The organism is Streptomyces marianii, from assembly GCF_005795905.1.
In the GTDB taxonomy this organism is placed as follows: Bacteria; Actinomycetota; Actinomycetes; order Streptomycetales; family Streptomycetaceae; genus Streptomyces; species Streptomyces marianii.
Genome location: NZ_VAWE01000001.1, coordinates 5,960,087 through 5,986,593 on the forward strand (window position 1 = coordinate 5,960,087; position 26,507 = coordinate 5,986,593).

Below are 26,507 nucleotides of genomic sequence, written 5' to 3' on the forward strand. Positions count from 1 at the left end.
GTCCGGCGGCAGCGGTGCTGGTGAGAGTGGGCCGCGCCGGTTTCTGATCGCCGCCGCCATGGCGAAGTACCCCAAGTGTCCCGACTGGGACCGGCCGGGGTTGGTGGCGGCACGAGACAAGGTCATTGAGGTGTTCACCGGCCGGCTGGGCTATCGGCATGTCACCGGGCTCGGGCTGGATCCCACACGGATCCAGCTGACCGACCAATTGCGGGCGTTTTGCAGGACAGATGATCGGCGCGAGGACGACCTACTAGCTGTCTATCTCTCCGGCCACGGCGAAATTCTGGACGATGGCGGTGACCATGTGCTGCTCACCGCCGACACCGACCCGGACGATGTCTCTTACACCGCGCTGCCGACGGTGGACCTGGCCCGAGCGATGCTGCGCGACACCAAGGTACGGCGCCTGCTGCTGGTGCTGGATACCTGCTACTCCGGGCAGGGAGGCAACGAACTGGCGGCCGCCGCGCTGGAACGCATCAGCCGTCAGTGGGGCCGGACCGCAGCTGGCTCCGGTCTTGTCGTAGTCTCCTCTGCCCAGCCCCACCAGCAGGCTAAAACCGGCCTGTTCCCTCGCCTGCTCACCGACGCCGTCGATGGCTGGGCCACCGCCGGGCACGGCCCTGCCACGCTGGCGGTATCGACGGTGGTGCAGCAGATCAACGACCACCCCGACCGGCCCACCTGGCAGCACGTTAGTCTCTCCCAGATCGGGCTGACCGGGGAGCCACCGGCCTTTTTCACCAACCCCCGCCACAGCACCCGGCTGACCGACATCGACCGGGCCATCCAGCAGGCCGATACGTTCGACGAGCATGCCCGGCGCCGCGAGACAGAACTGAACACCCGGCTGCTGGTGAGCGCCATGGCCTATCACGCGGATGCCAGGCAGGGCTGGTGGTTCTGCGGTCGCCACGCCGCACTTGCCGAGCTCAACGACTGGCTGCGCGATCCCGCCTCAGACCGTGGGGCAGCCTGCCGAGTGGTCACTGCCGGCCCTGGCTCGGGCAAAACCGCCGTGCTCGGCCTGATCGCCGCTCTGACGCATCCCGAACGCTGGCGCACCGTCCCTCTCGACGCCCTCGGCCTGCCCCCCCGTCTGGTACCCGAGCCGGACGCTGTCGACGTCGCCGTCTACGCCCAGAACCTGTCCGACATCGACGTCCTGCACGGCATGGCCGCCGCCGCGAACGTCCATGCCGACACCATCGGCGAACTCCTCGACCACCTGGACACCGCCGACCGCGGCCGACCGCTGACCGTGCTGATCGACGCACTCGACGAGGCCGTCACCCCGAACACCCTGTGCTCCCGCATCCTGCGGCCGCTGATCGAACACTCCCGCGGCCGAATTCGTCTGCTGCTGGGCACCCGTCCCTACCTCCTTGACCGCCTCGGCATCGACCCTCATCACCCCGACCCTGCCCACCGTCGGCAGGTCATCAACCTCGACGACGACCGCTTCGCCGACCCGCAGGCCCTGACCAGATTCACTATCCGCAACCTGCGCGAGGCCCACCCTGCCTCTCCCTACCGGCACATCCCCCAAGAAGCAGACACGGTGGCACAGGAAGTCACCAAAGCGGCCGGGACCTCGTTCCTCGTCGCCCGGATCACCGCCGGCACCCTTGCCGCCGACCCCTCTATCCCTAACCCGCGGGACCGTGACTGGCGAGAGAGCCTGCCCCGCCACGCAGGCCAGGCTATGCACGACGACCTCACCTATCGCTTGGGCACCCACGCAGACAAGGCCGCTCACCTCCTACGGCCCTTGGCCTTCACCGAAGGCCAAGGCCTGCCCTGGGAAGACATCTGGGCCCCCCTGGCCTCCGCCATCTCAGGCCACACCTACACCGACGATGATCTTCTGTGGTTGCGCCGCGAAGCTGGGTCCTACGTTGTGGAAGCCACTGAAGGCGGCCGCTCCGCCTACCGCCTCTACCACCAGGCCCTGGCCGAACACCTCCGCAACCACATCGACGAGACCAGCGTTCACGCGGCCTTCACCGAAATCCTCACCACCCGTGTGCCCTACCGCGGCGACGCCACCCGCGACTGGTCCCGTGCCCACCCCTACACCCTCACCCACCTCGCCACCCACGCCACCAAAGCCGGGCAGTTGGACAACCTCCTCACCCACAGCGAATACCTCGTCCATGCCGCCCCCCGCAGCCTCGCCCCCCACCTGCATCACACACGCACCGACACCGCCCGGCTGACCGCTGCCGTGTACCGCACATCTTTCGGCCTGCACGCCGAAACCACACCGGACCTGCGCCGCCAACTTCTCGCCCTCGACGCCGCGCGGGCTGGCGCCTCCATAATGCAGCGGCAACTCATCCGCCAAATTCCGCAAGGCAACTGGAGCCCGAGGTGGGCCACCGGCAGTAGTTTCTCTCCAGGACTACGCGACACCTTGACCGGCCACTCCCGGGCAGTGGCTGCGGTCTCGTGTGTGGAGATAGGGGAAAGCCCCGTCGCGGTCACCGGTAGTGACGACGGGACTGTGCGGGTGTGGGACCTGCGGTCAGGCCGTGCTCTCGGCCAACCCCTCACCGGACACACCGGCACGGTACGTGCAGTGTCGTGTGCGGTGCTGGAGGGAAACCCCGTCGCAGTCACCGGCAGTGGAGATGGGACTGTGCGGGTGTGGGACCTGCGGTCAGGCCGTGCTCTCGGCCAACCCCTCACCGGACACACCGGCCGGGTGCTAGCGGTGGCATGCACCCTGCTCGACGGCAACCCCGTCGCCGTCACCACCAGCGACGACCGCACGGTGCGAGTATGGGACCTGGCCACCAACACACCCATTGGCGAGGCCATGACCGGCCACGCACGCGGAGTACTGGCGGTGTCGTGTGCGGTGCTGGAGGGAAACCCCGTCGCAGTCACCGGCAGTGGAGATGGGACTGTGCGGGTGTGGGACCTGCGGTCAGGCCGTGCTCTCGGCCAACCCCTCACCGGACACACCGGCCGGGTGCTGGCGGTGGCATGCACCCTGCTCGACGGCAACCCCGTCGCCGTCACCACCAGTGGCAGCATCGACCGTTCCGTGCGCGTATGGGATCTGCGTTCGCGCCGTGCCATCGGCCAAGCTCTCACCGGACACAAGGACAGAGTTTCCGCAGTGTCGTGTGCGGTGCTGGAGGGAAACCCCGTCGCAGTCACCGGCAGTGACGACGGGACTGTGCGGGTGTGGGACCTGCGGTCAGGCCTCGCTCTCGGCCAACCCCTAACCGGACACACCGGCACGGTCGGTGCGGTGTCGTGTGCGGTGCTGGAGGGAAACCCCGTCGCAGTCACCGGCAGCGGTCACAATAGCGATGACAGTTCGGTGCGAGTGTGGAACCTATCCCCTGACAAACCGACGGGATGGCCCACGACCGGTCACAGCGGCAAAGTGCTGGCGGTGGCATGCACTAAGCTCGACGATCTTCCCATCGCCGTCACCGGCAGCGACAACGGAACGGTGCGGATGTGGAACCTGACCACCGGCGCCCCGATCGGCCGACGCCTCACCGGCCACACCGGAAGAGTGACCACGGTGTCATGCGCGATGCTGGACGGCAGCCCCATCGCGGTCACCAGCAGCGGCTTCGGCAATGGCACAGTGCGCGTGTGGGATCTGGCGACAATGGCCCCCCTCGGGGGACCCCTCATCGGTCACAGCGGGCTCGTAATGACGGTGGCCTGCACGGTCATCGACGGTACACCCGTCGCCGTCACCGGCAGCGGCGATGGTTCCGTGCGTGTGTGGGATCTGGCGACAATGACCCCCCTCGGCAATCCGATGACCGGCCATAAGGGCAGAGTCACTGCGGTGGCCTGCACGGTCATCGACGGTACACCCGTCGCCGTCACCGGCAGCGGCGATGGTTCCGTGCGTGTGTGGGATCTGGCGACAATGACCCCCCTCGGCAATCCGATGACCGGCCATAAGGGCAGAGTCACTGCGGTGGCCTGCACGGTCATCGACGGTACACCCGTCGCCGTCACCGGCAGCGACGGCTTCTTGGACAACACGGTACGGGTATGGAACCTAAACACCGGGCACCTAGTAGGCCAACCCTTCACCGATCACACCAAAAGGGTGACTGCGGTGGCATGTACCGTCATCGACGGTACGGCCATCGCCTTCACTGCAAGCGACGATTGGACAGTGCGGGTGCGTAACCTGGTCTCCGGAAAGTCAACTGTGCTGCTGGCCTCGGATTGCCCTCGCGCTGTCGCCGTGAATTCCGAAGGAGACCTTGTTCTTGGTTTCGGTCGGGACGTAGCCGTATTCAGCAAGCCTTCCGCATCCGCGCTGTGCTGATTTTTGAATTCGTTGGGATCGGCCTCCCGAATCGTCGAAACAGCCAGGAGGGGCTTCGCGCAGTGGATTGGCCGTGGTCCTGGGCGAGTTGTGGTAGGCAGGGCTGATGATCAGCCGACTCCCTCTCGACCAGCAACTTGAGTCCCTTCGTGCGGTCCTGTCTCGTAACGACGTGTTGACGGGGGTGCTGGCGCGGGCCGTGACGCTGGAGCTGCCCGAGTGGTATGTGACGGCCGGTTGCCTGTTCCAAACGGTGTGGAACGTTGTCACGGGCAGGCCACCGACCAACGGCATCAAGGACTACGACCTCTTCTACTTCGACAGCGACGATCTGTCCTGGGAGGCCGAAGACACGGTGATCAAGGCCGGACGGGAAGTCTTCGCTGGCCTGCCCGCGGAGGTAGAGATCCGCAACGAAGCGCGAGTTCACCTCTGGTATCAGGACAAGTTCGGCGTCTCGTGCCCTCCGTATGAATCCGCTGAGGCGGCGATCGACAGCTTCGCCGCGACGACGTGCTGCCTTGGAGTCCGAGTGGAGGCGGACGGCCAGTGGCGCGTATATGCGCCGCATGGCCTGTCGGACATGTTCAACCTCGTTGTCCGGCCGAACCCGGTGCTCGCTCCACGAGCGGTTTATGAGACCAAGGCAGCGCGGTGGCGTGAGCAATGGCCCGAGCTGACTGTTCTGGACTGGCCCTCCATGAGCGTCATGTCGACCTCGTCCGTCGACTGACGTCGGCGGCGTAGGCGGCCCAGTCCCCAGCGGATGCCTGTTGCCACTGGACGGCGACCTTGATGTGGACCCCGAGCATCCGGGCGAGGATCGCGGCGGGGACTTCGGTGGCGAGGCTGAACAGCGCGGTGGAGCGGTCCTGCTTGGGCCGGATCCCGATCTTGTGGAGGCGCTGGCCGATCCGATCGTCGCCGAGGGGGCGTCGCGGCTGACCTCCGGGGAAGAGCCAAGGAGCGTCCTCCGGGGTGCCGATCTTGGCCTTGCCGCGGCGAGTTGTGACGAGGTCGCGGACGAGGGTGGCCAGCGGCGCGGGGAGGGCGACCGGCGAGGTGCCGAACGTGATGGAGACGGTGTCGCCGTCGAAATGGACGTCATCGACGGTGAGTTGGCTGATGGTGGCGATCTTCTGTGCGTAGAGGATGAGCAGCAGTCCCGCGACGCGGTCCGGGGTCGGCAGTGTGTCGTCGTTGAGGAGGCGTCGGGCGTCGGCCCAGCGTTTCTCGCTGTCGATGGTGCTGAGCGGTCCGGTCCATCGGACGGTGCCGTAGGTCAGGTCGCGGGCATGCCGGTGTTGTACCGACCAGCGGACGAAGTGGCCGGTCTCGTCGGGGTAGCTGACCGTGGGGTCGGCCATCCAGCGTTCCAGGTCTGTCTGGGTGCAGGTCCGCAGGGTGAGCCCTTGGCCGCCGAGCCAGTCGAGGAAGTTGTTCGCCGCGGTGACGTGGCAGCGCACGTTCAGATCCTGGAGCCGGGTGGTGTGGTCACCGCCGAGGCGGCGCCGGAGCCGGCGCATGTGGTGCCAGACCGCGTAGCCGTGCAGGATCCGGCGCTCTGCGTGGTCGGTGCGGGCCTGGACCGCAGCGGTGATCCATTTCTCCAGGGCGACCAGCCGTTCGTCGCGGGGCGGCAGGGCGCCGGTCGCGACCAGGACACTGCGCAGGTGGGCCAGCACCTTGCCCGGGGGCAGTTCGTCGAGGACCTCGTGGGTAACGGGCCGCTCGTCGCGGCCTATGTGTTCCAGGAAGCCACGGGCCTTGGAGCGAGAGACCCAGGCGAAGGCGACGTCGGGGCGCTCGGCGCTGGTCAACGCGTCGTGGAACGGGGCGAGTTCGGAGCGGATGGCCCCGTCCGGGCCGCCGAGGAGGTCGCGTACCTGCTGGTCCAGGACGCATCGCTGGCAGGGGCGGGTGCTGAGCTGCCAGGTGGTGGTGCAGACCGGGCAGCGGCCCCAGAAGTCCGGGTCGGGGTTGGTGCACTTCGCGCACAACGGCTCCTCCCAGGTTCCGCTGCGGGCCTGGGCGACGGTGCCGCAGCCGCTGCAGGCCACCCATCGCTGCTGGCAGCGGTCGCACCAGGGCTGTCCGGTGGCCCGGGACATGTCGCAGAGCGCCGCCCGCCCGCAGATGCCGCACTCCGCGGTGATCCTCGGCCGGCAGTTCTGGCAGCGCGGGCCGTCAGGCAGCCGGTTCGCGACCGGCTTGCGTCGGCCGCAACCGACGCACTCCTCCAGGTTCTCGGGCTGCCTGATCATGCAATTCGGACACAGCGGTCGGCTCTCGGTGTCGCGTGTGGCGGGTTCACGCACGGCGCCGCAGCCGAAACAGGGGACGGCCGCGTGGTGGGCGAAGCAGGCCCGGCAGATCCTCTGGCCGTCCAGCAGCTTGGACAGCGCCTTCACTCCGTGGCAGCGCGGGCAGGCCGGTCGGACGACCTTGGTCGCCCCAGCCTTGACGAGTTCGTCTACGAACCGCAGGGCGGCCGGGGTAGGCGCTTCGTAACCGGCGCCGGTCAGCAGCTCGGGACGGGTGACGACGGCCCAGGCCAGGCGGCGCTGGCCGGCGGGCCGGACGGTGGCCCGCCTGAGCGCGGCCAGGACCATGTCGTCGTTGAGGGCGGGATCGAGGCCCGTGACGAGTTCGGTGAGTTCCTGGAGCGGATTGCCGTCGATGTCCGGGCAGTTCGCGCAGCGGGGCTCGCCGTGACGGTCCCGGCTGACCACGCGTCGCTCTTCATCGCATCCCGCGCAGACGGCGGGCTTGTCGAAGCAGCGCGAACAGCCCCAGCGCCCACCTTTGCTGCTGCCGACGTAGCCGCATGCGCGGCCGCACTCGCCACAGCGGGGCAGCGCGACGTCCTGGGCGCCGGCCTCGTTCAGGGCCATCAGCAGTTTCGCGACGCAGTAGGGCGCCGGTGGCCGCCCGGTCCGCAACAGTGACGGGTCGTCGTGCAGTGCCTGGGCGAGGCTGCGGCGGCCGGCTCGTGCGCGTACGACCGTGAGGACGATGTCGCGGACGCGCTCGGCGGGCAGGTGCCTCTCGACGTTCCCGATCAGCCGCACGACCAGGCCGACCGGATCCGCGATGACCTCCTCGGCGAGACCTGTCACCGGTCGACTCCGCTGATGCGGGCCCGCCGGGGCCTCAGGTCGCCGACTCCTTCGGAGACCGGAGCCCCGCCTGCGGCGGCCTTCTTCGGCTTCTTCGCGGAGCCGGCCACGGCGATGGGCTCGATGAGGTCGTCCATGGTGCAGTCGAGGATGTCGAGCAGGGCCATGAGGATCTTCAGGCTGAGGCGTTCGGGCCGCTCGACGACGAGCCGGTAGACCTGGCTCGACGACAGGCTGATTCCCCGTTCGGCGAGCGGCGGGATGAGGTCGGTGGTGGAGAACATCCCGCGGTCCGCCATGACCTTGCGCAGGTGCCAGTGGTAGTCGAGCTTGGCGGCCATCATCGGGTCCTTCCTCGTCAGACGCCGGCGAACGCCGGGGCCAGGGCCTTGCTCAAGGCAGTGTTCATGAAGTCGTCGCTGACGTGCGTGTAGATGGCCGTGGAGCTGTCGCACTCGTGACCTACTTGCTGCTGGATAAATCGCCTATCCACTCCGTCTTCGGTCAAATGTGTGACATATGAGTGACGGATTGAGTGCGGAACTAGATCTTTTGGGAGCTTTAGGGCGTCACGGTATGCCTCGAACCGGTCGTTGATGGAGCCGGGCTGGAGGCGTCCGCCGCGTTCGGTGATCCAGAGAGCCGGGTGGTCGGGGAAGCCGAAGCGCGGCCGGACGTTCTCGACGTAGTCCGCGACCGCCTCGACGGCCCAATCCATCACCGACAGCACGTTCCGACGTCGTGGCGGCTGGCCCCTCTTCGCTTTGCCGTAACGGACGTTGAGCGTGCCGTACCGGCCGAACTGGCGAGCCTTCGGGTTCCGTCCGAAGTCGACCACGTCCAGCTTGGACGTCTCGGTCCGGCGAAGCCCCCAGCCGTAGATGACCTTGAAGAGGGTGGCGTCACGGTAGGCGGCGAGGGCTCCCTTGCGTTTGGACTTCACGGCGCGTGCGACCTGGTCGTCGGCGTAGTCGAGGAACCGCTGCAGTTCTTCGCGGGTGAACGGCCTCGCTTCCGGATCTCCCTCGTAATCCTGCAGGTGAGGGAGGGTGTTCCACTCGTGAGCAATGGCCACCGGGTAGGCGCCGAAGGCTTCTTCGCATGCCGGGCCCCAGCCGTAGCGGGCGTCGATGAGGAGCTCGGTGAACAGCCGAACCGTGCCCTGGTAGCCACGGATCGTGGACGGCGCCAGGTGCTTCTCGCTCGTCAGCGAGGCCGACCACTCGTCCATGTGGGCCGGCGTCCACTGCCACGGGTACTCGTTCGCGAAATCGAGGAACCGGCGGATCAGCCGTTCCCTCGGGTCGACCGTCTCGTCCTTCAGCCCCCGTGACTTCTGCTGAGCCCGCCAGCCCCGCAGCATCGCGTCGAACATCGCGTCCTCCGGACGCAGCTGGACCACACCGGAGACAAGCTCCATGCGAGCCGACCCAGCGAGGGCCACCTTCTGCTGATGCACCACTCCAGACCATCCCTTCTGGAGGGCAGATCATGCATCAGACGGGACGATGTTGGCAACATACCTAGTCAGGACGTCAGGTCGTAGCAGCGTCGGAGTCCGTCAGGCTCTCACCGTGAACAGGCGACCTGCGATTCCTCGCCCGTCTGATGCAATTCCCGAGGGTCGGCGTATCCCTCGCTGGTGGCCACCTGCAAGTGCTTGAAGTGAACCTTGGTGGCCAGCAGTCCCCCCGGGCGGGCGGCCATCTCGACAGACAGCGTCCGCCGCAGGCGGCGGGGGTGCACCGGTTCGCCGGGGATCGGCTCCAGGCCCATGCGTCGCCCGGCGGGCGAGGCGACCCACTGCCGCAGCCAGGTCATAGCCCCGTTGGACTCGAAGCCGTTGAACGCGCCGAACAACGGCTGTCCAGGCCCAGCGTCCGTGATCTGCTCGGCCAGAGCGATAACACGTACGACTTCCTCGATGACGACCCACTCGTCGACCTCGCCGCCCCATAGGCGCCCTTTGACGACCTTGCTGACCAGGCGGTGCCGGGCCAGGCCGCTGTCGTCGGCGTCGTCCGTGCGGCGGCAGCCGACCGTCAGCTCCATCAGTTCGCTGGACCGCATCCCCGTCAACGCGGCGGTGGCGACCGTGCAGGCGTGCCCCGCGATCCGGATCAAGGCGTCAGAGGACCTGTTCGACAAGGGCAACGACCAAGGGATCAACTCGCCGGTGTCCGCGCGAGGGGCGTCGGCAGGGTCGCGACACCACAGGTACTCGGTGCCGACCTCGGCGACCGCCTCCTCCAGCAGCGGCCGGGCCTGGGCGAAGAGAGACTTGTGAATGTCACGGTGTCCCGTCGGCCGCAGCAGGTGCTGGAAGTTGGCTGTCAGCAACGGATCCTTCGGGTCCCACCCCAGGCGGAGGCGCTTGGTCACCTGGAAGTCCTCGATCCGCGGCAGCGGCTGCCCCGTCCGCAGATGTTCCTCGACGAGCGCGGCAAGCCGGTCGCCGTCCCGCAGATGTCTCGACCACTCGACGTTGCGCCAGGACTCGCGCTCGGCCCGCAGCTGGCTCCGCAAGTCCACGATGTGCGGTCCGAGCACGTCGACCAGGTGCAAACACGCCGTCAGCAGCGGCCGCAGGACTTCGTCGCCCAAGGGCTCGGTCTTGATCACCACCTGCGGCCGGGACGGTGCCCCGGTCACGACTCGGGGCGATCGTGCGCCCCAGGGCCGGAAACCGGGCCGGTGCCGGTCGGCCGACAGCAGCTCGCCGTAGTCGGTGATGTCCTGCATGGCGGAGACCACCGTCCGCAGCGAGCCGCCGGCCTTGTTCCGCAGGACGGCGCCGGTCTCCTTGTCCCGGACGACGCCGTACTCGCGCAGGAACGCCTCGCAGTGGTCCTGGGTGACCGCGGCGAGCGTGGGGATCCTGCGCGCGTGCAGCCAGTTCAGCCAGAACGTGAGGTGGTAGACGCGGGCGTAGATGGTGCGGGGGTGGCGCGGGAGCCGGCGGGCCCTGGGCAAGGCGAGGACGCGCTCGTCCTGGGTGGCGATCCAGGCCAGGGCGAGTTCCTTGGCGACCACGCGCCAGGGCCGGTGGGTGATCCGGTCGAACAGCACGTTCTTCTCCGTCACCTTCATCTGCACCGGTGCGTCGGCCCAGCCGACGAACGACCACACGTCGTCCTCAAAGCGCGGCCGCGGGCAGTCGCGCAGCCAGTTCAGGCGGGCGGTGGCGGCGATGTCGACGCCGGCGAACACCGAACCGAGCGCAGGCTCGGCGGAAACAGGAAGCAGGCTCACGACGTGGTCTCCTCGGCTCGCAGCGGCAGCTCGGCGTCCTCGTCACCGACGTCGCGCTGTGCGGCGGCGAGGGCGGCCTTCTCGAACCGCGGCAGGATGTCCGCCGACAGGCGGCGGGCGTAGGGGGCGAAGACGGCGGCGAACTGCTCGCGCGGCATCTGGCGGAACTGCCGCGCGAAGAACGCCTTCAGCTGCAGCAGATTCGGTAGGTGACGCGGGGCGAACAGCGCCAGCGGGCAGAGCAGGCAGACCCAGGGCCGGGCCGGACACGGCTGCCCCTTCGGTCCGTGCAGGCCGGCGAAGTGGTCGGCGCAGGCCCCGCTGAACACGTCCCGCTCACCGGACAGCAACTCGGCCAAGGCGCCTTCGGCCAGCCCGAGGCGGCGTGCTTCCTCCGGCAGCCCGGCGGCGCTGGCCGCCTCGTCGACGACCATCGGGGCACTCGCGCGCCGCAGCAGGTCGCCCTGCGCGTCCCGGGCGATCTCCTCGACCACCGCCTTCTGCGCCGGGGTCGCGGCCGACAGGTAGTGATCACCTTCGACTTGCGGCGAGTGGTTCGGATCGACCGTCGCCCGCAGGGACCACTGCCGCTGACCCCGCTGCGCGATGAACGTCGTCCGCAGCCGCCGGCGGTCGATGCGCAACAGATGGCCGTCATCCCCGCGCAGGTCATGGGCCTTGACCCACCCGCGCATCATGTACTCCTCAAAGGCCGCGCGGGCCAGTCGGCCCTGCCGCGTCACCAGCCACACGTGCTCGGCCAGCTCGGCCGGGGCATACCTGCGCAGCAGGGCGCTGTGCTGCAGCCACTGCTCCAGCAGCCGCGACGCCCGCGGCGACAACACCAAGCTCTCGTCCGCCGTGCGGCCCTTGGTGTAGGACAGCAGCGTCGCCTGCCGCCCAGTCCAGCGGATCCCGGACACCTCCAGGCCACTCAGCCCGTCCGGGACGACGCCGGTCCAGGCCGCCAGCAGCAGCATGTAGGGAATCGCGTCCTTGTGGGACGGGAACAGCGCCGCCCTGGCCCGCTCGATGCCCCGGTGCCGCCCGGTGAACGTCCTCGGCGTCAAGCCCAGGTGAGCGGCGACCTCCGTCCGCGTCACCGGGCCCATCCGCAGCATCAGCCAGGCCCCGTTCACCTCGCTCCAGCCGCCGACTGCCGGATCCTGCCCGCCCGCGTCGAGCTCGACCATCGCCCGCTGTGCCTCCCCCAGGCGGCGTACCTCCTGCTTGCAGAGGTCGATCAGCCGGTTCCATTCGGCCGGCGCGTAGGGCGGAAGCGGTCCGTTGACGGTGGGGCGCGTGTAGTTCTTGCCGAACACCATCTGCCGCACCGGTTCGGGCAGCACCTGGTGCCGGGTGTCGAAGGCGCGCAGGATCGTGCGGGTGCGGTATTCGATCAGGTAGTGCGAGCGCAGCCAGAACGCCCCGAGCACGGTTCTGGTCAGCTCGGCCGCAGAACCGGTGAAGCCGTCCTCGGCCAGCTCGCGGACCATCCGCCGCAGGGTGTAGGCGAAACTCTTCACCGTGGTCAGCTTGGCGAGCGGTCCGTGGGGATGGATCGAGGCGGCAAGGCCCTCGGCCAGATCGGCCGCCAGCGCCAGGTTGGGCAGGTCACCGATGACGATGACCGTTGACGTCCCGCCGGGCAGGGACAGCTTCAGCGCGAGCGGATCGCGCAGGACTTCGGCCGGCATCAAAGCTCCTCGGCGAACTCGGTGTCGGCCTCGGCGAGCGCGGCCGCATCGACGACAGCGCGGGTCCGTTCCCAGGCCGCGCGGTAGATCCGGTGGACATCCAGGCGCTTGAGGTAGACCTCCGTGGTGACCACGCTGGAGTGTCCGAGCAGGTCCCGCAGGATCAGCAGCGGATCGGCTTTCAGCAGGTAGAGCGCGAGCCCGGATGCATCTCCGGTCGCCGCCGCGAGCTGGGCGGCCTGCCGGTAGTGGCCCTCCACCAGCTTCTCCAGGGTGGCCATGGCAAAGGTGTGCCGGCACCGGTGCGGCGCGACGTCGGGGAACCGCGGCTCGAAGCGCTCACGGATCCGGCGGGCCGTGCGGCGAAACAGCGTGCCCCAGTCCACAAACGGCCGTCCGTCGTAGCTCAGCGCCAGCAGCAGCGACCCGCCCTGCGGTCCGACCAGCCGCAGCCGTTCCTCCGGCCGAAGCGCCGCCCAGCGTGTGCGCCGACCGTTGACCCGGCCGCCGTAGAAGTCCGCCTCCTCCACCACCAGCGGCCTCCTCGGCCGCCACGACCCTTGCGACATCTCCCTGTCCAGGTCGATGTATGAGTGCACCGCCGCCAGCGAGGCGTAGTCGATCCACGTCGTGCGGAACTTCCGCCCCTTGGCCGCCAACTCCGGGACCACCCACGGGATCGGCACCTCGGTCGGCTCAGCGGGCAGCGGCGGAACCTCATGAACCAGCAGGTGGCTGAACTCCCGGCTCCGCATCCCGGTGCCCAGCACCAGCCCGCCCATCACCGCGTTCCGGCCCGGGAACCGGCCGCGGAACGTCGCGTCCTCCAGCCCATCCGGGCCCAGCCCGGCCAAGCCGTAGCGGAACAGATCGGCGAAGTCAGACTCCAGATACTGCACCTTCACGTGCGGCTTCGGCCGCCGCAGCCGGGCCCGGTTGTGCCGGGTCTCCACCAGCCGGCCCTGCACCATCCGCTTGCCCGTGGCCACCGTGAACGGCACCGCCGCGGCCAGGCCCTCGCTCTCGGCCCAGTCGTAGAACCGGCTCAACGCCGTGACCTGCAACTCCCACGACGAGAACTCCAACCGCTCGTCCAACGGCCCCGACAACCGGCGGTCCGCGTACGTAGCGAGCGCGGCCACCAGCTCCTGCCGCGTACCGAACACCGTGACACGGTGCCGGCGCAGATGCGTAAGCCAGTCCCGGGCCGCCAACGCGTACGCCCGCCACGAATTCGGCGACGGCGCCCCGCTCGACGGCAGCGTACGAAGCCAGGCGTTCACCGCCCGCGTCGCCCGCGGACCGCCCTCGTCCTCGAACAGGAAGTCGTCGTCGAACAGCACCGGCATCCGCTCAGGGATCAACGGCTCGCCATCGAGTCCCCAGGACTGCCAGCCCTCGGCAGAGAAGAAGTGCACCAACACGCGGCGGGACGGTACGTCCGCGACACGACCTTCATCAACTGCTAACCCCACGTCCGATCAACGGGAGTTGAGGAATGTGAGACACGCCAAGAAAGCAGCGACAAACGTCGTGCAGCTCGCGGGCGATGCGGGCCCGTTCCTCCAGCACGGTGCGCCGGGCTCGCTCCGCCTCGCTGATGGTCTCCTGCTCGGCGAGCCTGCGCTGCACCTCGCCGCGGGTCCGCAGGGTGTCGGCGACCAGCAGGACGATGCCGCCCAGCACGAACAGCAGTACGTGGACGCCGTCGCCGAGCCGCTGCGAGACCAGCTCGAAGAGGAAGCCCGCCGCGCCCGTCACCAGCCAGACGGCCACGAGGGTGCGCCGCCGTTCGCGCAGCCCCAGGCACAGCATCAGCAGCAGGTAGCCGACGACGGTCATCGGCGGCCACGGCCAGCTCCTGCCCTCCGTGCCGTCCGCGCCCAGCAGGGCCATCGCACCGAGCACATCGGCGGCGAAGATGATCCACCAGGCCTGCAGCGGCCGGGTCACGGCCAGCAGCAGTGGTGCGGTCTGAGCCGTGGCCAGGGCTCCGGCGACGGCTCCGCCCAGCCGGTAGTCCTGGGCCAGGACGTTGATCGTGACGGGCAGCAGGGAGCTCACGGCCGCCGCCCCCAGCACGTAGGGCAGCCACCACCGGATGCGCGAGGACGTCCCGGGCGGCGGGGGACCGGACGACGGGGCGGGCGTGGTCAGCGCGGTGCCGAACGTACGCAGCGACTCCCGCGCGGCGGAGCGGACGTGCCGTGCGGGAGCCGAGCGGGCGGCGTCGCGCAGCAGGGTCCTCGCCCGGGACGCCCCGGCCGGATCCGGCTGGGGACCGCCGTTCTCGGCGGCGGGGGGCGTGGTGGTCATGGCCGCTTCAGCGTAGGCATTCCGGAAAGGCCGCCGCGTCATACCTGAGGGCCGGGCGGGATGTCATACCCCGGTATGACATCCCGCGGCGCGCCTGCCGGTTGCCCGGCGCGGCTCGGTGCGGCTCGGCTCGGCCTGGTGCGGCTCGGCTCGGCTCGGTACGGTGCGCTGATCCGTCATTCCGCGGTGCCGACGGCCCGGCGCGGTGCGGCTCGGCCTGGTGCGGCTCGGCCCGGCCCGGCCCGGCTCGGTACGGCTCGGTACGGTGCGCTGGTCCGTCATCCCGCGGTGTCGACGGCCCGGCGCGGTGCGGTGGCCCTACAGCTCCGCCAGGAGCTCGGCCTTCTTTGAGCGGAACTCCTCGTCCGTCACCAGCCCCGCGCTGTGCAGTTCCCCGAGGTGCCGTATCCGCTCCGCGACGCCCGCCGGGTCGCGCGGGGGCGCGGTTGCGGCCGGCAGTGCGGGCGCGGCCTCGCGGACCGCCTCCAGGACCGCCGCCGCGAACGGCAGCGACTCGTGCACCGGTCCGTAGCCCAGGCCGAAGACGACCGCTGCCGGGTCCTGGTCGGCCCGCGCGGGCCGGGCCCCGGCCCCGCCCGGACCGGCGCCCGGGGTGCCGCCGCGGAGCAGCAGGCGCAGATAGCCGTCGAAGACCTCGGGGGAGCGCCACTCGATCCCGGCCAGTTCCGACACGGAGTAGGTCTGGTCGCCGGCCTTCCACTTCGCGGAGGAGGCACCCGTCCAGGACCAGCGGAAGGAGACCTTGTCCCCGTCGAACACGGCCTTGCCGTCGTACGCCTTGAACTGGAGCGGTGTGCCGACGGACGAGACCAGGTACCGGGCGGGGGGCCCGGTGTCCGGGCCGGGCAGGACGGCGCGCAGTTCGTCGGCGTAGTACTCGGCCAGTGTCCCGCGCTCCGCGGGCAGCACCAGCCGGTACGGGTCCGCGCTCGCCTTCAGTTGGCCCGCCGCCGCGTCCATCAGCGGATCGGCGCCCGGTCTCGGCACCGCGTGCAGCACAACGGTGCCGCGTTTGCCCGGGGAGAGGGTCACCGACTCGAGCGCTTCGAGGGGGACGTGCCGTTCGGCCAGCACCTGGAACAGCTTTGGCGTACCGCGGTTCCCCCGGGTGAAGCGGATGAGCACGGAGTCGGGTTCGAACTCCCAGGTGGCTTGAATTCCGGCCAGCACATCACCCATGCGCATCATCGTATGCGGCGTGCGCCCCCGCGTCGCCCCCGTGAACAAGACGGTCATATGGGCCGCACCACAGGGCTCTACGCGCGTCAGATCACGTCCGTGCCGTAAATTCCACTGCGGCACGCGGAGTTGCCGTCGGCGCAGCTGACCGTTCGGTACGAACCGACGCCTATCTCGGCGAAGTTGCTGAGGCTCTCCGTACCCGGCTCGAAATAGCCGGTGTGGCCGACCGCTCCCGCCGAGGACAGCACCCGTGCCCCGAAGTCGGGGGTCATCGGGTCGGCGCCGTGGCCGAGCCCGCCGACCTTCAGGTACGGCACGTCCTCGATCCAGTCGTCGCCGTCCCGCATCGCCCACACGCGCGCGTCCGTGCCCAACTGGGCCGCGGTCTCGGCCCGCATGCCGGGGCTGCCGGCGACCGCCATGTCGCGGACCCGCCCGGGCAGTTCACGCGCGGCGACCCCGCACACCACCGAGCCGTAGCTGTGGCAGAACAGCGACACCTCGGCCCGGCCGGGCAGCGCCTCCGTGAGGGCGACCAGGCGGTTCGCTCCGTTCGCGGCGAGCCGGCCGGTGGATGCGTCCAGCCCGACGCCCGCGGGTGAGGTGTAGTCGGCCCAGGCGATGACGGCCGTGCGCACGGAGGGCGCGGCGACGCGCTCGGCCCGGTAGAGCGCCTGCGCCATACCCACCGGGGCGGAGTACTTGCGCTTGCTCCGCTCGAAGGTCAGTACGTTGGTGTCGACGCCGGGGACGACCACGGAGACCCGCTGCGCCCGGTCGAGATCGCCGAAGACCTCGGCGACCCTGCCCTTCCCGGTCGGGTCGAAGGCGAGGATCCGGCGGCCGGGGCGCAGCAGCGACTCGTACCGGTGCATGCGCCGGCCCGCCTCCTGGCGCCCGTCGGCGGAGAGCCGGCTGTCACGCATCCGCCACTTCTCCACCCGGCGCGCCTCGGCCAGCGCGATCCGGTTGGCGCGGTAGCGCAGCGTCACCGGGGCGCCGTCGAGATTGCCCACGACGAGCGGGTGGCGCTCCGCCAGCGAGGCCGCCTGCCCGGCGCCGAGGGAGGAGAAGAAACCGGCCAGGGCGCGGGGGGACGACTCCGGGTCCGGCAGCGCGCGATGCCCGGTACGGTCCTGTTGCCATGCGGTGAGCGCGGTCGTCCGAGCGTCGACGGGGCCGCGTTGGTGCCGTACAGCGGTCCAGCCGGTGGTCGCCAGCAGCACGAACACGACGGCGAGAGCGAGGAGGGCGCGCCAGACGTTCGGTGTGGGGGAGGAGTCGAAAGCAGTCACTGAGCGAACAGCCTAGGGGGAGCCCGGGGGCGCTCACGGTGACCGTGAGAGAGATCACGCGTCTGGGGGCGGATGACCGGCGTACGACTACTCCGTGTGTGCGCCGGGCTCACTTTCCGGTGCGTCGGCGGCGTCGGATCCTGTCCGGCCGGTCCCGCCGGCGGCGTCCGGCGGCCTGGTACGGCCACTCCCGTCGGCGGCGTCTTCGCGGTCGTGGCCGCCGCGGTGGCGCTCTTCACCAGACGGGGTGAGAACGCGGGTGCGGGGGCGGGTGCGGGTGCGGCCCACGTCTGACCGCTGACCGCTGACCGCTGACCGCTGACCGCTGACCGCGCACCGCGGGCCGTCGACTCCCCCGTGTACGACAGCCCCGCCGGACGTTCTCGGGTTCCCATTCAACGCCGCAGCACCCGACGTCCGGGTAGGCGATCGAGAACAGCGGCGGCACTGCCGGGGGCGCCCGGACCGGCGGGGCTGTCGCCTATCAGGATGAACCCGTCCGGCGGGCCTTCCGGGCCGCCCGCGCCACCGGTCAGGGTGCGGACAGGCGACCCGCGACGGGGACCCGGACGAACGGCCCTGAGGGCACGGACGGGTCACGGACTCCGCACGGGCACCGGCCGACACACCGACACGGGGGTTGATCCTCATGCGCACGACCGTCCTCACCACCGCGGCCCTGGCCGCCCTGTGCCTGCTCGCACCGGCGTCCGCGGCCTCCCCGGTCCCGTCCGCCACTGCGGCGTCCGCGACTCCGGCGGCTCGGCCCGGCCCCGCCGTGTCACCGCCGCGGCTCGGCCGTTGTGCGCCTGGTGAGCTCTGCCTCTGGGCGAAACCGGGCTTCGCGGGGGCGCGCCAGGTCCACGAGCTGTCCGGTGTCGAAATCGAGTCCTGCGTTCCGCTCCCGGCGGGCGCCGACGCCCAGTCCCTCGCCAACCGCACGGGTCGCCCCGTCACCGCCTACCAGTCCGCGGAGTGCGCGGAGACCGGTGAGTTCGACACATACCCGGGCGGCGGGACCTGGGTGCCGCAGACCCCGTACCGGGTCCGGGCGTTCAAGGTGTGGGAGAACTAGGGCGTGTTGCGAAGGTCCCGTCTGGGCGGGGGCGGACGACGCTACTTTCGCAACACGCCCTCCCGCGTCAAGCGAGGTTCGCCCGTCAAGGAGCGGCGTCCGGTGCACGGGGTCTCCCCGGGTCCTCCGGTCGAGGGGGTGGGGTCTCCCCGGGTCCTCCGGTCGAGGGGGTGGGGTCTCCCCCGGCCCTCGGGGCCGAGGGGAAGGATCGCAAGGCGCCGGATCGACCTCGCAGTGGGCCTACTCGGTTGATTCGGCGACGCCGCGAGTCGCCGTGCCGGGCGTCGCGACGGGGCGAACGTCGCCTGATGCGGCACCAGCAGAACCGGCGGCACTCGGCGGCGGTACGGCGGGCCCCTCGGGTACGGCCACCGGGTCCGCCGACAGCCGGGCCACCTCCGCCCGCAGCTCCCTGACCTCCTGGGTCAGGGCCTCCAGGAGGGCCGTCTGGCGGCGCTCCTCGGCGTCGTCGCGCTCGAAGCGGGAGATGAACCAGGCCGCGATGTTGGCGGTCACGACACCGAGCAGGGCGATCCCCGACAGCATGAGCCCGACCGCGAGCGCCCGCCCCAGACCCGTCGTCGGCGCGAGGTCGCCGTAGCCGACGGTCGTCATCGTGGTGAACGACCACCACACGGCGTCACCCAGCGTCCGGATGTTCCCCCCGGGCGCGTCCCGCTCGACGGCCAGGACGGCGAGCGAGCCGAACATCATCAGCCCGGTCACCGCGCCGGCCACGTACGTGGTGAGCGTGATCTGCGGGGCCATCCGGGCCCGCCGCCCGACCAGGAGGAGCGTGGAGACCATGCGCAGCAGCCGCAGCGGCTGCACCAGCGGCAGGAGCACCGCGAGCAGGTCCAGTGGATGCCTCCGCACGAAGAGCCACTTGTAGGGAGCCAGCCACAGCCGCACCAGGTAGTCCGCGGCGAAGGCGCTCCACACGGTCCACTCGACGACCTGGCAGCCCCGGTGGACCCACGCGGGGGCGTCCGGCAGCACGATCGGCACCGCGTACGCGAGCCCGAACACCACGGCGAGAACCAGCAGCGGGCCCTGGGTGCGGGCCTCCCAGCGCACCTGCGCCGTTCGTTCCTTCATGCCCGGAAGCGTAGGCGGGTGCGGTGGGAGCCCTCCCCCCGCACCCGCCACGGCCGAGCGTGCGGGCCGCCTAAGGGCTGTCCCGTCATCCCCGGTGGATCAGCGCGCGGCGTCAGATGCGGTGCATCGCAAGGCGGGGGGTCGTCCTCATACTGGGCGTATTCGGGCGATCCGGCAACGCAGCGAGGTGCCGCAGCTGTCGTCGTGCGCCCGCTGGGGATTACGGAGACCCCATGCACCAGACGCCGCAGGCCCCGCCCTGCGGGCGGACGGAGCTACTTTCGCAGCACGCCCTAGGCGTCGCCGCCCGCGGCACCGGGGTCGGCCGCCGACACGTCCAGCAGCTGGTAGCGGTCCACGGCCTGCTTCAGCACCGAGCGGTCGACCTTGCCCTCCTGGGCGAGCTCGGTGAGGACCGCCAGCACGATCGACTGGGCGTCGATGTGGAAGTACCGGCGGGCCGCGCCCCGGGTGTCGGCGAAGCCGAAGCCGTCCGCACCCAGCGAGGTGTAGCGGCCGGGCACCCAGCGTGCGATCTGGTCCGGAACGGAACGCATCCAGTCGGACACGGCCACGAACGGTCCCTCGGCGCTGCCGAGCTTCTGCGTCACATACGGGACGCGCTGCTCCTCCTCGGGGTGGAGCAGGTTGTACTCATCGGTTGCCACGGCCTCGCGCCGCAGCTCGTTCCACGAGGTCGCCGACCAGACCCCGGCCCTGACGTTCCAGTCCTCGGCGAGGATCCGCTGGGCCTCCAGGGCCCACGGGACGGCGACACCGGACGCCATGATCTGTGCCGGGATCTGCCCCGCCTCGCCCTCCCTGAAGCGGTGGAGGCCCTTGAGGATGCCCTCCACGTCGACGTTCTCGGGCTCCGCCGGGTGCTGGATGGGCTCGTTGTAGACGGTCAGGTAGTAGAAGACGTCCTCGCCGTGCGGGTGCTCGGCGTCTCCGCCGTACATCCGGCGCAGGCCGTCCTGGACGATGTGCGCGATCTCGAAGCCGAACGCCGGGTCGTAGGCGACACAGGCCGGGTTCGTGGAGGCCAGCAGCTGGGAGTGGCCGTCCGCGTGCTGCAGCCCCTCACCGGTCAGGGTCGTGCGCCCGGCGGTCGCACCGAGAACGAATCCACGCGAGAGCTGGTCGGCCATCTGCCAGAACTGATCGCCGGTCCGCTGGAAGCCGAACATCGAGTAGAAGACGTAGACCGGGATCAGCGGCTCGCCGTGGGTGGCGTAGGCGGAGCCGGCCGCGATCAGCGAGGCGGTGCAGCCCGCCTCCGAGATGCCGTCGTGCAGCATCTGCCCGGTCGGCGACTCCTTGTAGGCGAGGAGCAGCTCACGGTCCACGGCCTCGTACTGCTGGCCGAGCGGGTTGTAGATCTTCGCGCTCGGGAAGAACGAGTCCATGCCGAACGTGCGGTACTCGTCCGGCGCGATCAGCACGAACCGCTTGCCGATCTCCTTGTCCCGCATGAGGTCCTTCAGCAGCCGTACGAACGCCATGGTGGTGGCGATCGACTGCTGGCCGGAACCCTTCTTCACGGCCGCATACGTCCTGTCGTCCGGCAGGGCCAGCGGCTGGGACCGCACGACGCGGGTCGGGACGTACCCGCCCAGGCCCTTGCGGCGGTCGTGCATGTACTGGATCTCCTCCGAGTCGCGGCCCGGGTGGTAGTACGGCGGCAGGCCGGACTCCAGCTCGCCGTCGCTGATCGGGAGGTGCAGCCGGTCGCGGAAGCCCTTGAGGTCGTCGACCGTCAGCTTCTTCATCTGGTGGGTCGCGTTGCGGCCCTCGAAGTTCGGGCCCAGCGTCCAGCCCTTGACCGTCTGGGCCAGGATCACCGTCGGCTGGCCCTTGTGGGCGCGGGCCGCGGAGTAGGCGGCGAAGATCTTCCGGTGGTCGTGGCCGCCGCGGCCCAGATGGAGGATCTGGCCGTCGGTCATGTTCTCGACCATCGCGCGCAGCCGATGGTCCTCGCCGAAGAAGTGCCGGCGGATGTAGTCGCCGGTCTCCGTGGCGTACGTCTGGAACTGACCGTCCGGCGTCGTGTTCAGCTTGTTGACCAGGATGCCGTCGCGGTCCCGCGCGAGCAGCGGGTCCCAGGTGCGGTCCCAGATCAGCTTGATCACGTTCCAGCCGGCGCCGCGGAAGATCGACTCCAGCTCCTGGATGATCTTGCCGTTGCCGCGCACCGGGCCGTCGAGCCGCTGCAGGTTGCAGTTGACCACGAACGTCAGGTTGTCCAGGCCCTCACGGGCGGCGATCGACAGCTGGCCGAGCGACTCCGGCTCGTCCATCTCGCCGTCGCCGAGGAACGCCCACACGTGCGAGCGCGAGGTGTCGGCGATCCCGCGCGCCTCCATGTAGCGGTTCATCCGCGCCTGGTAGATCGCGCCGATCGGGCCGAGGCCCATCGAGACGGTCGGGAACTCCCAGAAGTCCGGCATCAGCCGCGGGTGCGGGTACGACGACAGCCCGTTCGGGAACTTCGACTTCTCCTGGCGGAACGCGTCGAGCTGGGTCTCGTTCAGCCGGTCCAGCAGGAACGCGCGGGCGTAGACGCCGGGCGAGGCGTGGCCCTGGAAGAAGATCTGGTCGCCGCCGTCGCCCTCGTCCTTGCCGCGGAAGAAGTGGTTGAAGCCCACGTCGTAGAGGGACGCGGAGGAGGCGAAGGTGGCGATGTGGCCGCCGACGCCGATCCCGGGGCGCTGGGCGCGGGAGACCATCACCGCGGCGTTCCAGCGGGTGGCGTTCAGGATCTTCCGCTCGATCTCCTCGTTTCCGGGGAAGAACGGCTCGTCCTTGGTCGCGATGGTGTTCACGTAGTCCGTGCTGCGCATCTCGGGCACGGCCACGCGCTTCTCGCGGGCCCGCTCGATCAGTCGCAGCATGAGGTAGCGGGCCCGCTCACGGCCGCGCTCGTCGACGGCGGCGTCGAGCGAGTCGAGCCACTCCTGGGTCTCCTCCGGATCGAAGTCCGGGACCTGGCTCGGAAGGCCGCCAATGATGATCGGGTTGCGATCTGATCCGGAAGCCACGCTGTTCCTTCGCTGGTCGGTTGGTATGTGGTGACGCGTTCCCCATCGTGTACCCCCGGGGAGCAAAACGTCATCTCTACCGAACGGTAACCAACCCGCCCCGATTGGCGAACCGTGGGCGCGGAAGCGTACAAAGGGTGCGAAGGGGTGAGTCCGACTCACCGGGGCTGACGGAAGCCCGTCCCGGAGTTGGGGCGACACGGCCGTAAACGTCACCGTTTCGGCGGTCTCGGCGGCCGGGTACTTGCGCGATCCGTCCCGCCCGTGTGGACTACGGCCCAATGCCACGCGTACGCGCGCGGCTGAAGCATTTTCCGAAACAAGATCAGGAGGCAAGCCGTGAGCGCGACCGCGGACCACGCGGAGGAGCGGACCAACCCGGCGGCGAGGCTGGGGTTCGAGCCCGGACAGGTGGTCCAGGAGATCGGCTACGACGACGACGTCGAGCACGAGCTCCGCGAGGGCATCGAATCCGCAATCGGCCAGGAAATCGTCGACGAGGACTACGACGACGTCGCTGACGTCGTCCTGCTGTGGTTCCGCGACGAGGACGGCGACCTTACGGACGCGCTCGTGGACGCCATCGGCCTCGTCGACGAGGGCGGACTCGTCTGGCTCATGACGCCGAAGACCGGCCGTGACGGCTACGTCGAGCCCAGTGACATCAACGAGGCCTCGCAGACCGCCGGCCTCTCGCAGACCAAGAGCATCAACGCGGGCAAGGACTGGACCGGCAGCAGGCTGGCCACGCCCAAGGCCAAGCGCTGATCCACAGCCGACCCAGGGTCTCCGCCGGCCGACCGCCGGCGGGGACTCTGTGCGTAGGCTGGGGCATCCAGCGGACCGGAGCCGCGGCGGCCCACGGCCGAGGCGGTGCTCCGGCGCCGAAGCGGCCAACGAAGGGATGCACCAGTCATGGCGATCGAGGTCGGCACCAAGGCCCCGGACTTCGAACTGAAGGACAACCACGGGCGGATCGTGACCCTCTCCGAGTTCCGCGGTGAGAAGAACGTGGTGCTGCTCTTCTACCCCTTCGCCTTCACCGGGGTGTGCACGGGCGAGCTCTGCGCGCTCCGCGACGAGCTGCCGAAGTTCGTCAACGACGACACCCAGTTGCTCGCCGTCTCCAACGACTCCATCCACACCCTGCGCGTCTTCGCCGAGCAGGAGGGCCTCGAGTACCCGCTGCTGTCGGACTTCTGGCCGCACGGCGCGACCTCGCGCGCGTACGGCGTCTTCGACGAGGACAAGGGCTGCGCGGTGCGCGGTACGTTCGTCATCGACAAGGAGGGCGTGGTGCGCTGGACCGTCGTCAACGGCCTGCCCGACGCCCGCGACCTGAACGACTACGTCAAGGCACTGGACACGCTCTGACGGCCGTCGACACCCGGTGATCCTTCGGGCCGACCACCTGTCTCGCCCGGGAACCGGTCACTAGGATCCAGTCGTTGATCCGAATGCCAACGCACGACGGGGGCGCTGCCCCTGAAACCACATGGGAGGACTCGTGGGAGTCAGCCTCAGCAAGGGCGGCAACGTCTCGCTGACCAAGGCCGCCCCCAACCTGACCGCGGTCACCGTCGGTCTGGGCTGGGACGTCCGCACCACCACCGGCACCGACTTCGACCTCGACGCCAGCGCCCTGCTGACGAACGCCGAGGGCAAGGTCGGGGCCGACGGCAACTTCGTGTTCTTCAACAACCTGAAGAGCCCCGACGGCTCGGTGGAGCACACCGGTGACAACCTCACCGGTGAGGGCGAGGGCGACGACGAGCAGATCAAGGTCAATCTGGCCGGGGTCCCCGCCGACGTCCAGAAGATCGTTTTCCCGGTGTCGATCTACGACGCCGAGACCCGTCAGCAGTCCTTCGGCCAGGTCCGCAACGCCTTCATCCGCGTGGTGAACCAGGCCAACGGCGAGGAGCTCGCCCGGTACGACCTGAGCGAGGACGCCTCGACCGAGACCGCCATGGTCTTCGGTGAGCTGTACCGCAACGGCGCGGAGTGGAAGTTCCGTGCCATCGGCCAGGGCTACGCCTCGGGTCTGCGCGGCATCGCGCAGGACTTCGGCGTCAACGTCTGAGCCGAGATCAACCGAAGTGTCCGGCGCCGCACACACCGTGCGGCGCCGGACGCGCCTGTAGTTCCGTACGTTCAGGGGAGGACACCGACATGGGCGTCACGCTCGCCAAGGGAGGCAATGTCTCCCTCTCCAAGGCCGCACCGAACCTCACCCAGGTCCTCGTGGGGCTCGGCTGGGACGCACGCTCCACCACCGGAGCGCCCTTCGACCTCGACGCCAGCGCACTGCTCTGCCAGTCTGGCCGGGTGCTGGGGGACGAGTTCTTCGTCTTCTACAACAATCTGACGAGCCCGGAGGGTTCCGTCACACACACCGGGGACAACCTCACGGGCGAGGGCGACGGGGACGACGAGTCCCTGATCGTCGACCTGACGAAGGTGCCCGCGCACTGCGACAAGATCATCTTTCCGGTCTCGATCCATGAGGCGGACAACCGCGGCCAGACGTTCGGCCAGGTCAGCAATGCCTTCATTCGCGTGGTGAACCAGGCCGACGGCCAGGAGCTCGCCCGGTACGACCTGAGTGAGGACGCCTCCACCGAAACGGCGATGATCTTCGGCGAGCTCTACCGGTACGGGGGGGAGTGGAAGTTCCGGGCGGTGGGACAGGGGTACGCGTCGGGGCTCCGGGGCATCGCTCTAGACTTCGGGGTCAACGTTTCCTAAAGCACTGCTCCGGCTTGGTCAAAAACGGGGGTAGGCGGTCCTGGAGCCCTCATGGGATCCGGGAGGCCGCCCCCGGGGCGATGCAGCGCGAAGCCGCGTGCGGCGCGGGGGGAATCCCGCCGTCGGCGGGGGAGCTCCGTACACAACGATTGGGTAGCCAGTGGTACTGAAAACCTTCGGCTGGTCGTTCGCAGTCACTGCGCTCGGCCTGGTCGCTGCGGTGTTCTACGGGGGCTGGACGGCCTTCGGGCTCGTCGCGATCCTGTCCATCCTGGAGGTCTCGCTCTCCTTCGACAACGCGGTGGTCAACGCCGGCGTGCTGAAGAAGATGAGCGAGTTCTGGCAGAAGATCTTCCTTACCATCGGCATCCTGATCGCCGTCTTCGGCATGCGGCTGGTGTTCCCCGTCGTGATCGTCTCGATCACGGCGAAGCTCGGTCCCATCGAGGCGATCGACCTCGCCCTGAACAACCACGCCCGCTACGAGGAACTGGTCACCGACGCCCACCCCGCCATCGCGGCGTTCGGCGGCATGTTCCTGCTCATGATCTTCCTCGACTTCATCTTCGAGGACCGGGAGATCAAGTGGCTCGCCTGGCTGGAGCGGCCCCTGGCCAAGCTGGGCAAGATCGACATGCTGGCGGCCTGTGTCGCACTGATCATCCTGCTGATCACCGCCACCACCTTCGCCGTCCACGCCCACCAGTACGGCGGGGTGCACGTCGACAAGTCGTCCACGGTGCTGCTCGCCGGCGTCGCCGGCCTCATCACGTACATGGTCGTGGGCGGTCTCTCCGGCTTCTTCGAGGACAAGCTCGAAGAGGAGGAGGAGCGCGAGCACGAGGCAGAGGAGGAGGCCAAGCGGGCCGGCAAGCCGGTCTCGGCCGCCAAGCTCGTCGGCAAGGCCGCGTTCTTCATGTTCATGTACCTCGAGGTGCTGGACGCGTCCTTCTCCTTCGACGGCGTCATCGGCGCCTTCGCGGTCAGCAACGACCCGGTCGTCATCGCGCTCGGCCTCGGCATCGGCGCCATGTACGTCCGGTCCCTCACGGTCTACCTGGTCCGCCAGGGCACCCTCGACGACTACGTCTACCTCGAGCACGGCGCCCACTACGCGATCGGCGCGCTGGCCGCGATCCTGCTGATCACCATCCAGTACGAGGTCCCCGAGGTCGTCACCGGCCTCATCGGTGTGGCCCTGATCGCCTGGTCCTTCTGGTCCTCCGTGCGGCGCAACCAGCGCCTGAGGGACCACGAGGAGAAGGAAGAAGAGGTACTCGCGGCAGAGGAAGTGTGACACCGCGGGGTTTGAGGAACGCTCTCAGCGGGGCGGCCGGGAGGCACA

Annotated in this window: 19 protein-coding genes; 8 read left to right on the forward strand and 11 right to left on the reverse strand. The window is 69.5% G+C overall.

Features of this window, described 5'->3' with window-relative positions:
• Nucleotides 1-58 precede the first annotated feature (58 nt).
• Together FEF34_RS27085 and FEF34_RS27090 are read left to right on the forward strand one after the other, a co-directional pair.
• Nucleotides 59-4,318 (forward strand): caspase family protein, encoded by a 4,260-nt coding sequence (locus tag FEF34_RS27085; RefSeq protein ID WP_138055481.1) that lies wholly within the window; start codon nt 59-61, stop codon nt 4,316-4,318.
• A 106-nt stretch (nt 4,319-4,424) separates the two neighbouring features.
• On the forward strand, nt 4,425-5,051 hold the full coding sequence (locus tag FEF34_RS27090) for a nucleotidyltransferase family protein (protein WP_138055482.1): 627 nt from the start codon (nt 4,425-4,427) through the stop codon (nt 5,049-5,051).
• On the opposite strand, the gene FEF34_RS27095 is transcribed toward FEF34_RS27090, so the two are convergent.
• From FEF34_RS27095 to FEF34_RS27135, 9 genes are all read right to left on the reverse strand, one after another.
• On the reverse strand, nt 5,026-7,437 hold the full coding sequence (locus FEF34_RS27095; protein WP_138055483.1) for a site-specific integrase: 2,412 nt from the start codon (nt 7,435-7,437) through the stop codon (nt 5,026-5,028). The two genes, FEF34_RS27090 and FEF34_RS27095, sit on opposite strands and share 26 nt — an antisense overlap.
• Nucleotides 7,434-7,778: a helix-turn-helix domain-containing protein gene (locus FEF34_RS27100; RefSeq protein ID WP_171053336.1), complete on the reverse strand. Its 345-nt coding sequence runs from the start codon at nt 7,776-7,778 to the stop codon at nt 7,434-7,436. Before FEF34_RS27100 ends, FEF34_RS27095 begins: the two co-directional genes overlap by 4 nt.
• Before the next feature lie 17 nt (nt 7,779-7,795).
• A complete protein-coding gene (locus FEF34_RS27105) occupies nt 7,796-8,899 on the reverse strand; it encodes a tyrosine-type recombinase/integrase (protein WP_138055485.1) in 1,104 nt (367 codons plus the stop codon).
• Nucleotides 8,900-9,006: 107 nt separating this feature from the next.
• Nucleotides 9,007-10,689, reverse strand: a complete 1,683-nt coding sequence (locus FEF34_RS27110) for a hypothetical protein (RefSeq protein ID WP_234042575.1) — start codon at nt 10,687-10,689, stop codon at nt 9,007-9,009.
• The gene (locus tag FEF34_RS27115; RefSeq protein WP_138055486.1) at nt 10,686-12,386 is read right to left on the reverse strand and encodes a hypothetical protein; all 1,701 of its coding nucleotides are present in this window, start codon (nt 12,384-12,386) and stop codon (nt 10,686-10,688) included. The genes FEF34_RS27110 and FEF34_RS27115 overlap by 4 nt, the downstream gene beginning before the upstream one ends.
• The gene (locus tag FEF34_RS27120) at nt 12,386-13,810 is read right to left on the reverse strand and encodes a site-specific integrase (RefSeq protein ID WP_138055487.1); all 1,425 of its coding nucleotides are present in this window, start codon (nt 13,808-13,810) and stop codon (nt 12,386-12,388) included. The genes FEF34_RS27115 and FEF34_RS27120 overlap by 1 nt, the downstream gene beginning before the upstream one ends.
• Before the next feature lie 34 nt (nt 13,811-13,844).
• Nucleotides 13,845-14,702 (reverse strand): sensor histidine kinase, encoded by an 858-nt coding sequence (locus FEF34_RS27125; RefSeq protein ID WP_407698309.1) that lies wholly within the window; start codon nt 14,700-14,702, stop codon nt 13,845-13,847.
• A gap of 318 nt (nt 14,703-15,020) precedes the next feature.
• Nucleotides 15,021-15,902 (reverse strand): DUF4429 domain-containing protein, encoded by an 882-nt coding sequence (locus FEF34_RS27130; RefSeq protein ID WP_138055488.1) that lies wholly within the window; start codon nt 15,900-15,902, stop codon nt 15,021-15,023.
• 86 nt (nt 15,903-15,988) lie between these two features.
• A complete protein-coding gene (locus FEF34_RS27135; RefSeq protein ID WP_138055489.1) occupies nt 15,989-17,200 on the reverse strand; it encodes an alpha/beta hydrolase in 1,212 nt (403 codons plus the stop codon).
• 649 nt (nt 17,201-17,849) lie between these two features.
• Here FEF34_RS27135 and FEF34_RS27145 point away from each other — a divergent pair.
• Nucleotides 17,850-18,275: a peptidase inhibitor family I36 protein gene (locus tag FEF34_RS27145; protein ID WP_138055491.1), complete on the forward strand. Its 426-nt coding sequence runs from the start codon at nt 17,850-17,852 to the stop codon at nt 18,273-18,275.
• 240 nt (nt 18,276-18,515) lie between these two features.
• Here FEF34_RS27145 and FEF34_RS27150 read toward each other — a convergent pair whose 3' ends face one another.
• Together FEF34_RS27150 and aceE are read right to left on the reverse strand one after the other, a co-directional pair.
• Complete coding sequence (locus FEF34_RS27150; protein ID WP_234042576.1) at nt 18,516-19,373, reverse strand: potassium channel family protein; 858 nt, start codon at nt 19,371-19,373, stop codon at nt 18,516-18,518.
• Nucleotides 19,374-19,666: 293 nt separating this feature from the next.
• Nucleotides 19,667-22,414 (reverse strand): pyruvate dehydrogenase (acetyl-transferring), homodimeric type, encoded by a 2,748-nt coding sequence (gene aceE, locus FEF34_RS27155; RefSeq protein WP_138055492.1) that lies wholly within the window; start codon nt 22,412-22,414, stop codon nt 19,667-19,669.
• Nucleotides 22,415-22,753: 339 nt separating this feature from the next.
• Between aceE and FEF34_RS27160 the strand changes: the two genes are divergently transcribed.
• The 5 genes from FEF34_RS27160 (at nt 22,754) to FEF34_RS27180 (ending at nt 26,459) form a co-directional block, all read left to right on the forward strand.
• Nucleotides 22,754-23,182: a DUF3052 domain-containing protein gene (locus FEF34_RS27160; RefSeq protein WP_138055493.1), complete on the forward strand. Its 429-nt coding sequence runs from the start codon at nt 22,754-22,756 to the stop codon at nt 23,180-23,182.
• 147 nt (nt 23,183-23,329) lie between these two features.
• Nucleotides 23,330-23,788: a peroxiredoxin gene (locus FEF34_RS27165; RefSeq protein WP_138055494.1), complete on the forward strand. Its 459-nt coding sequence runs from the start codon at nt 23,330-23,332 to the stop codon at nt 23,786-23,788.
• A gap of 133 nt (nt 23,789-23,921) precedes the next feature.
• On the forward strand, nt 23,922-24,497 hold the full coding sequence (locus tag FEF34_RS27170; protein WP_138055495.1) for a TerD family protein: 576 nt from the start codon (nt 23,922-23,924) through the stop codon (nt 24,495-24,497).
• Nucleotides 24,498-24,586: 89 nt separating this feature from the next.
• Nucleotides 24,587-25,162, forward strand: a complete 576-nt coding sequence (locus tag FEF34_RS27175; protein WP_138055496.1) for a TerD family protein — start codon at nt 24,587-24,589, stop codon at nt 25,160-25,162.
• Between the two features lie 160 nt (nt 25,163-25,322).
• The gene (locus FEF34_RS27180) at nt 25,323-26,459 is read left to right on the forward strand and encodes a DUF475 domain-containing protein (RefSeq protein WP_138055497.1); all 1,137 of its coding nucleotides are present in this window, start codon (nt 25,323-25,325) and stop codon (nt 26,457-26,459) included.
• The last annotated feature ends 48 nt before the right edge of the window (nt 26,460-26,507 follow it).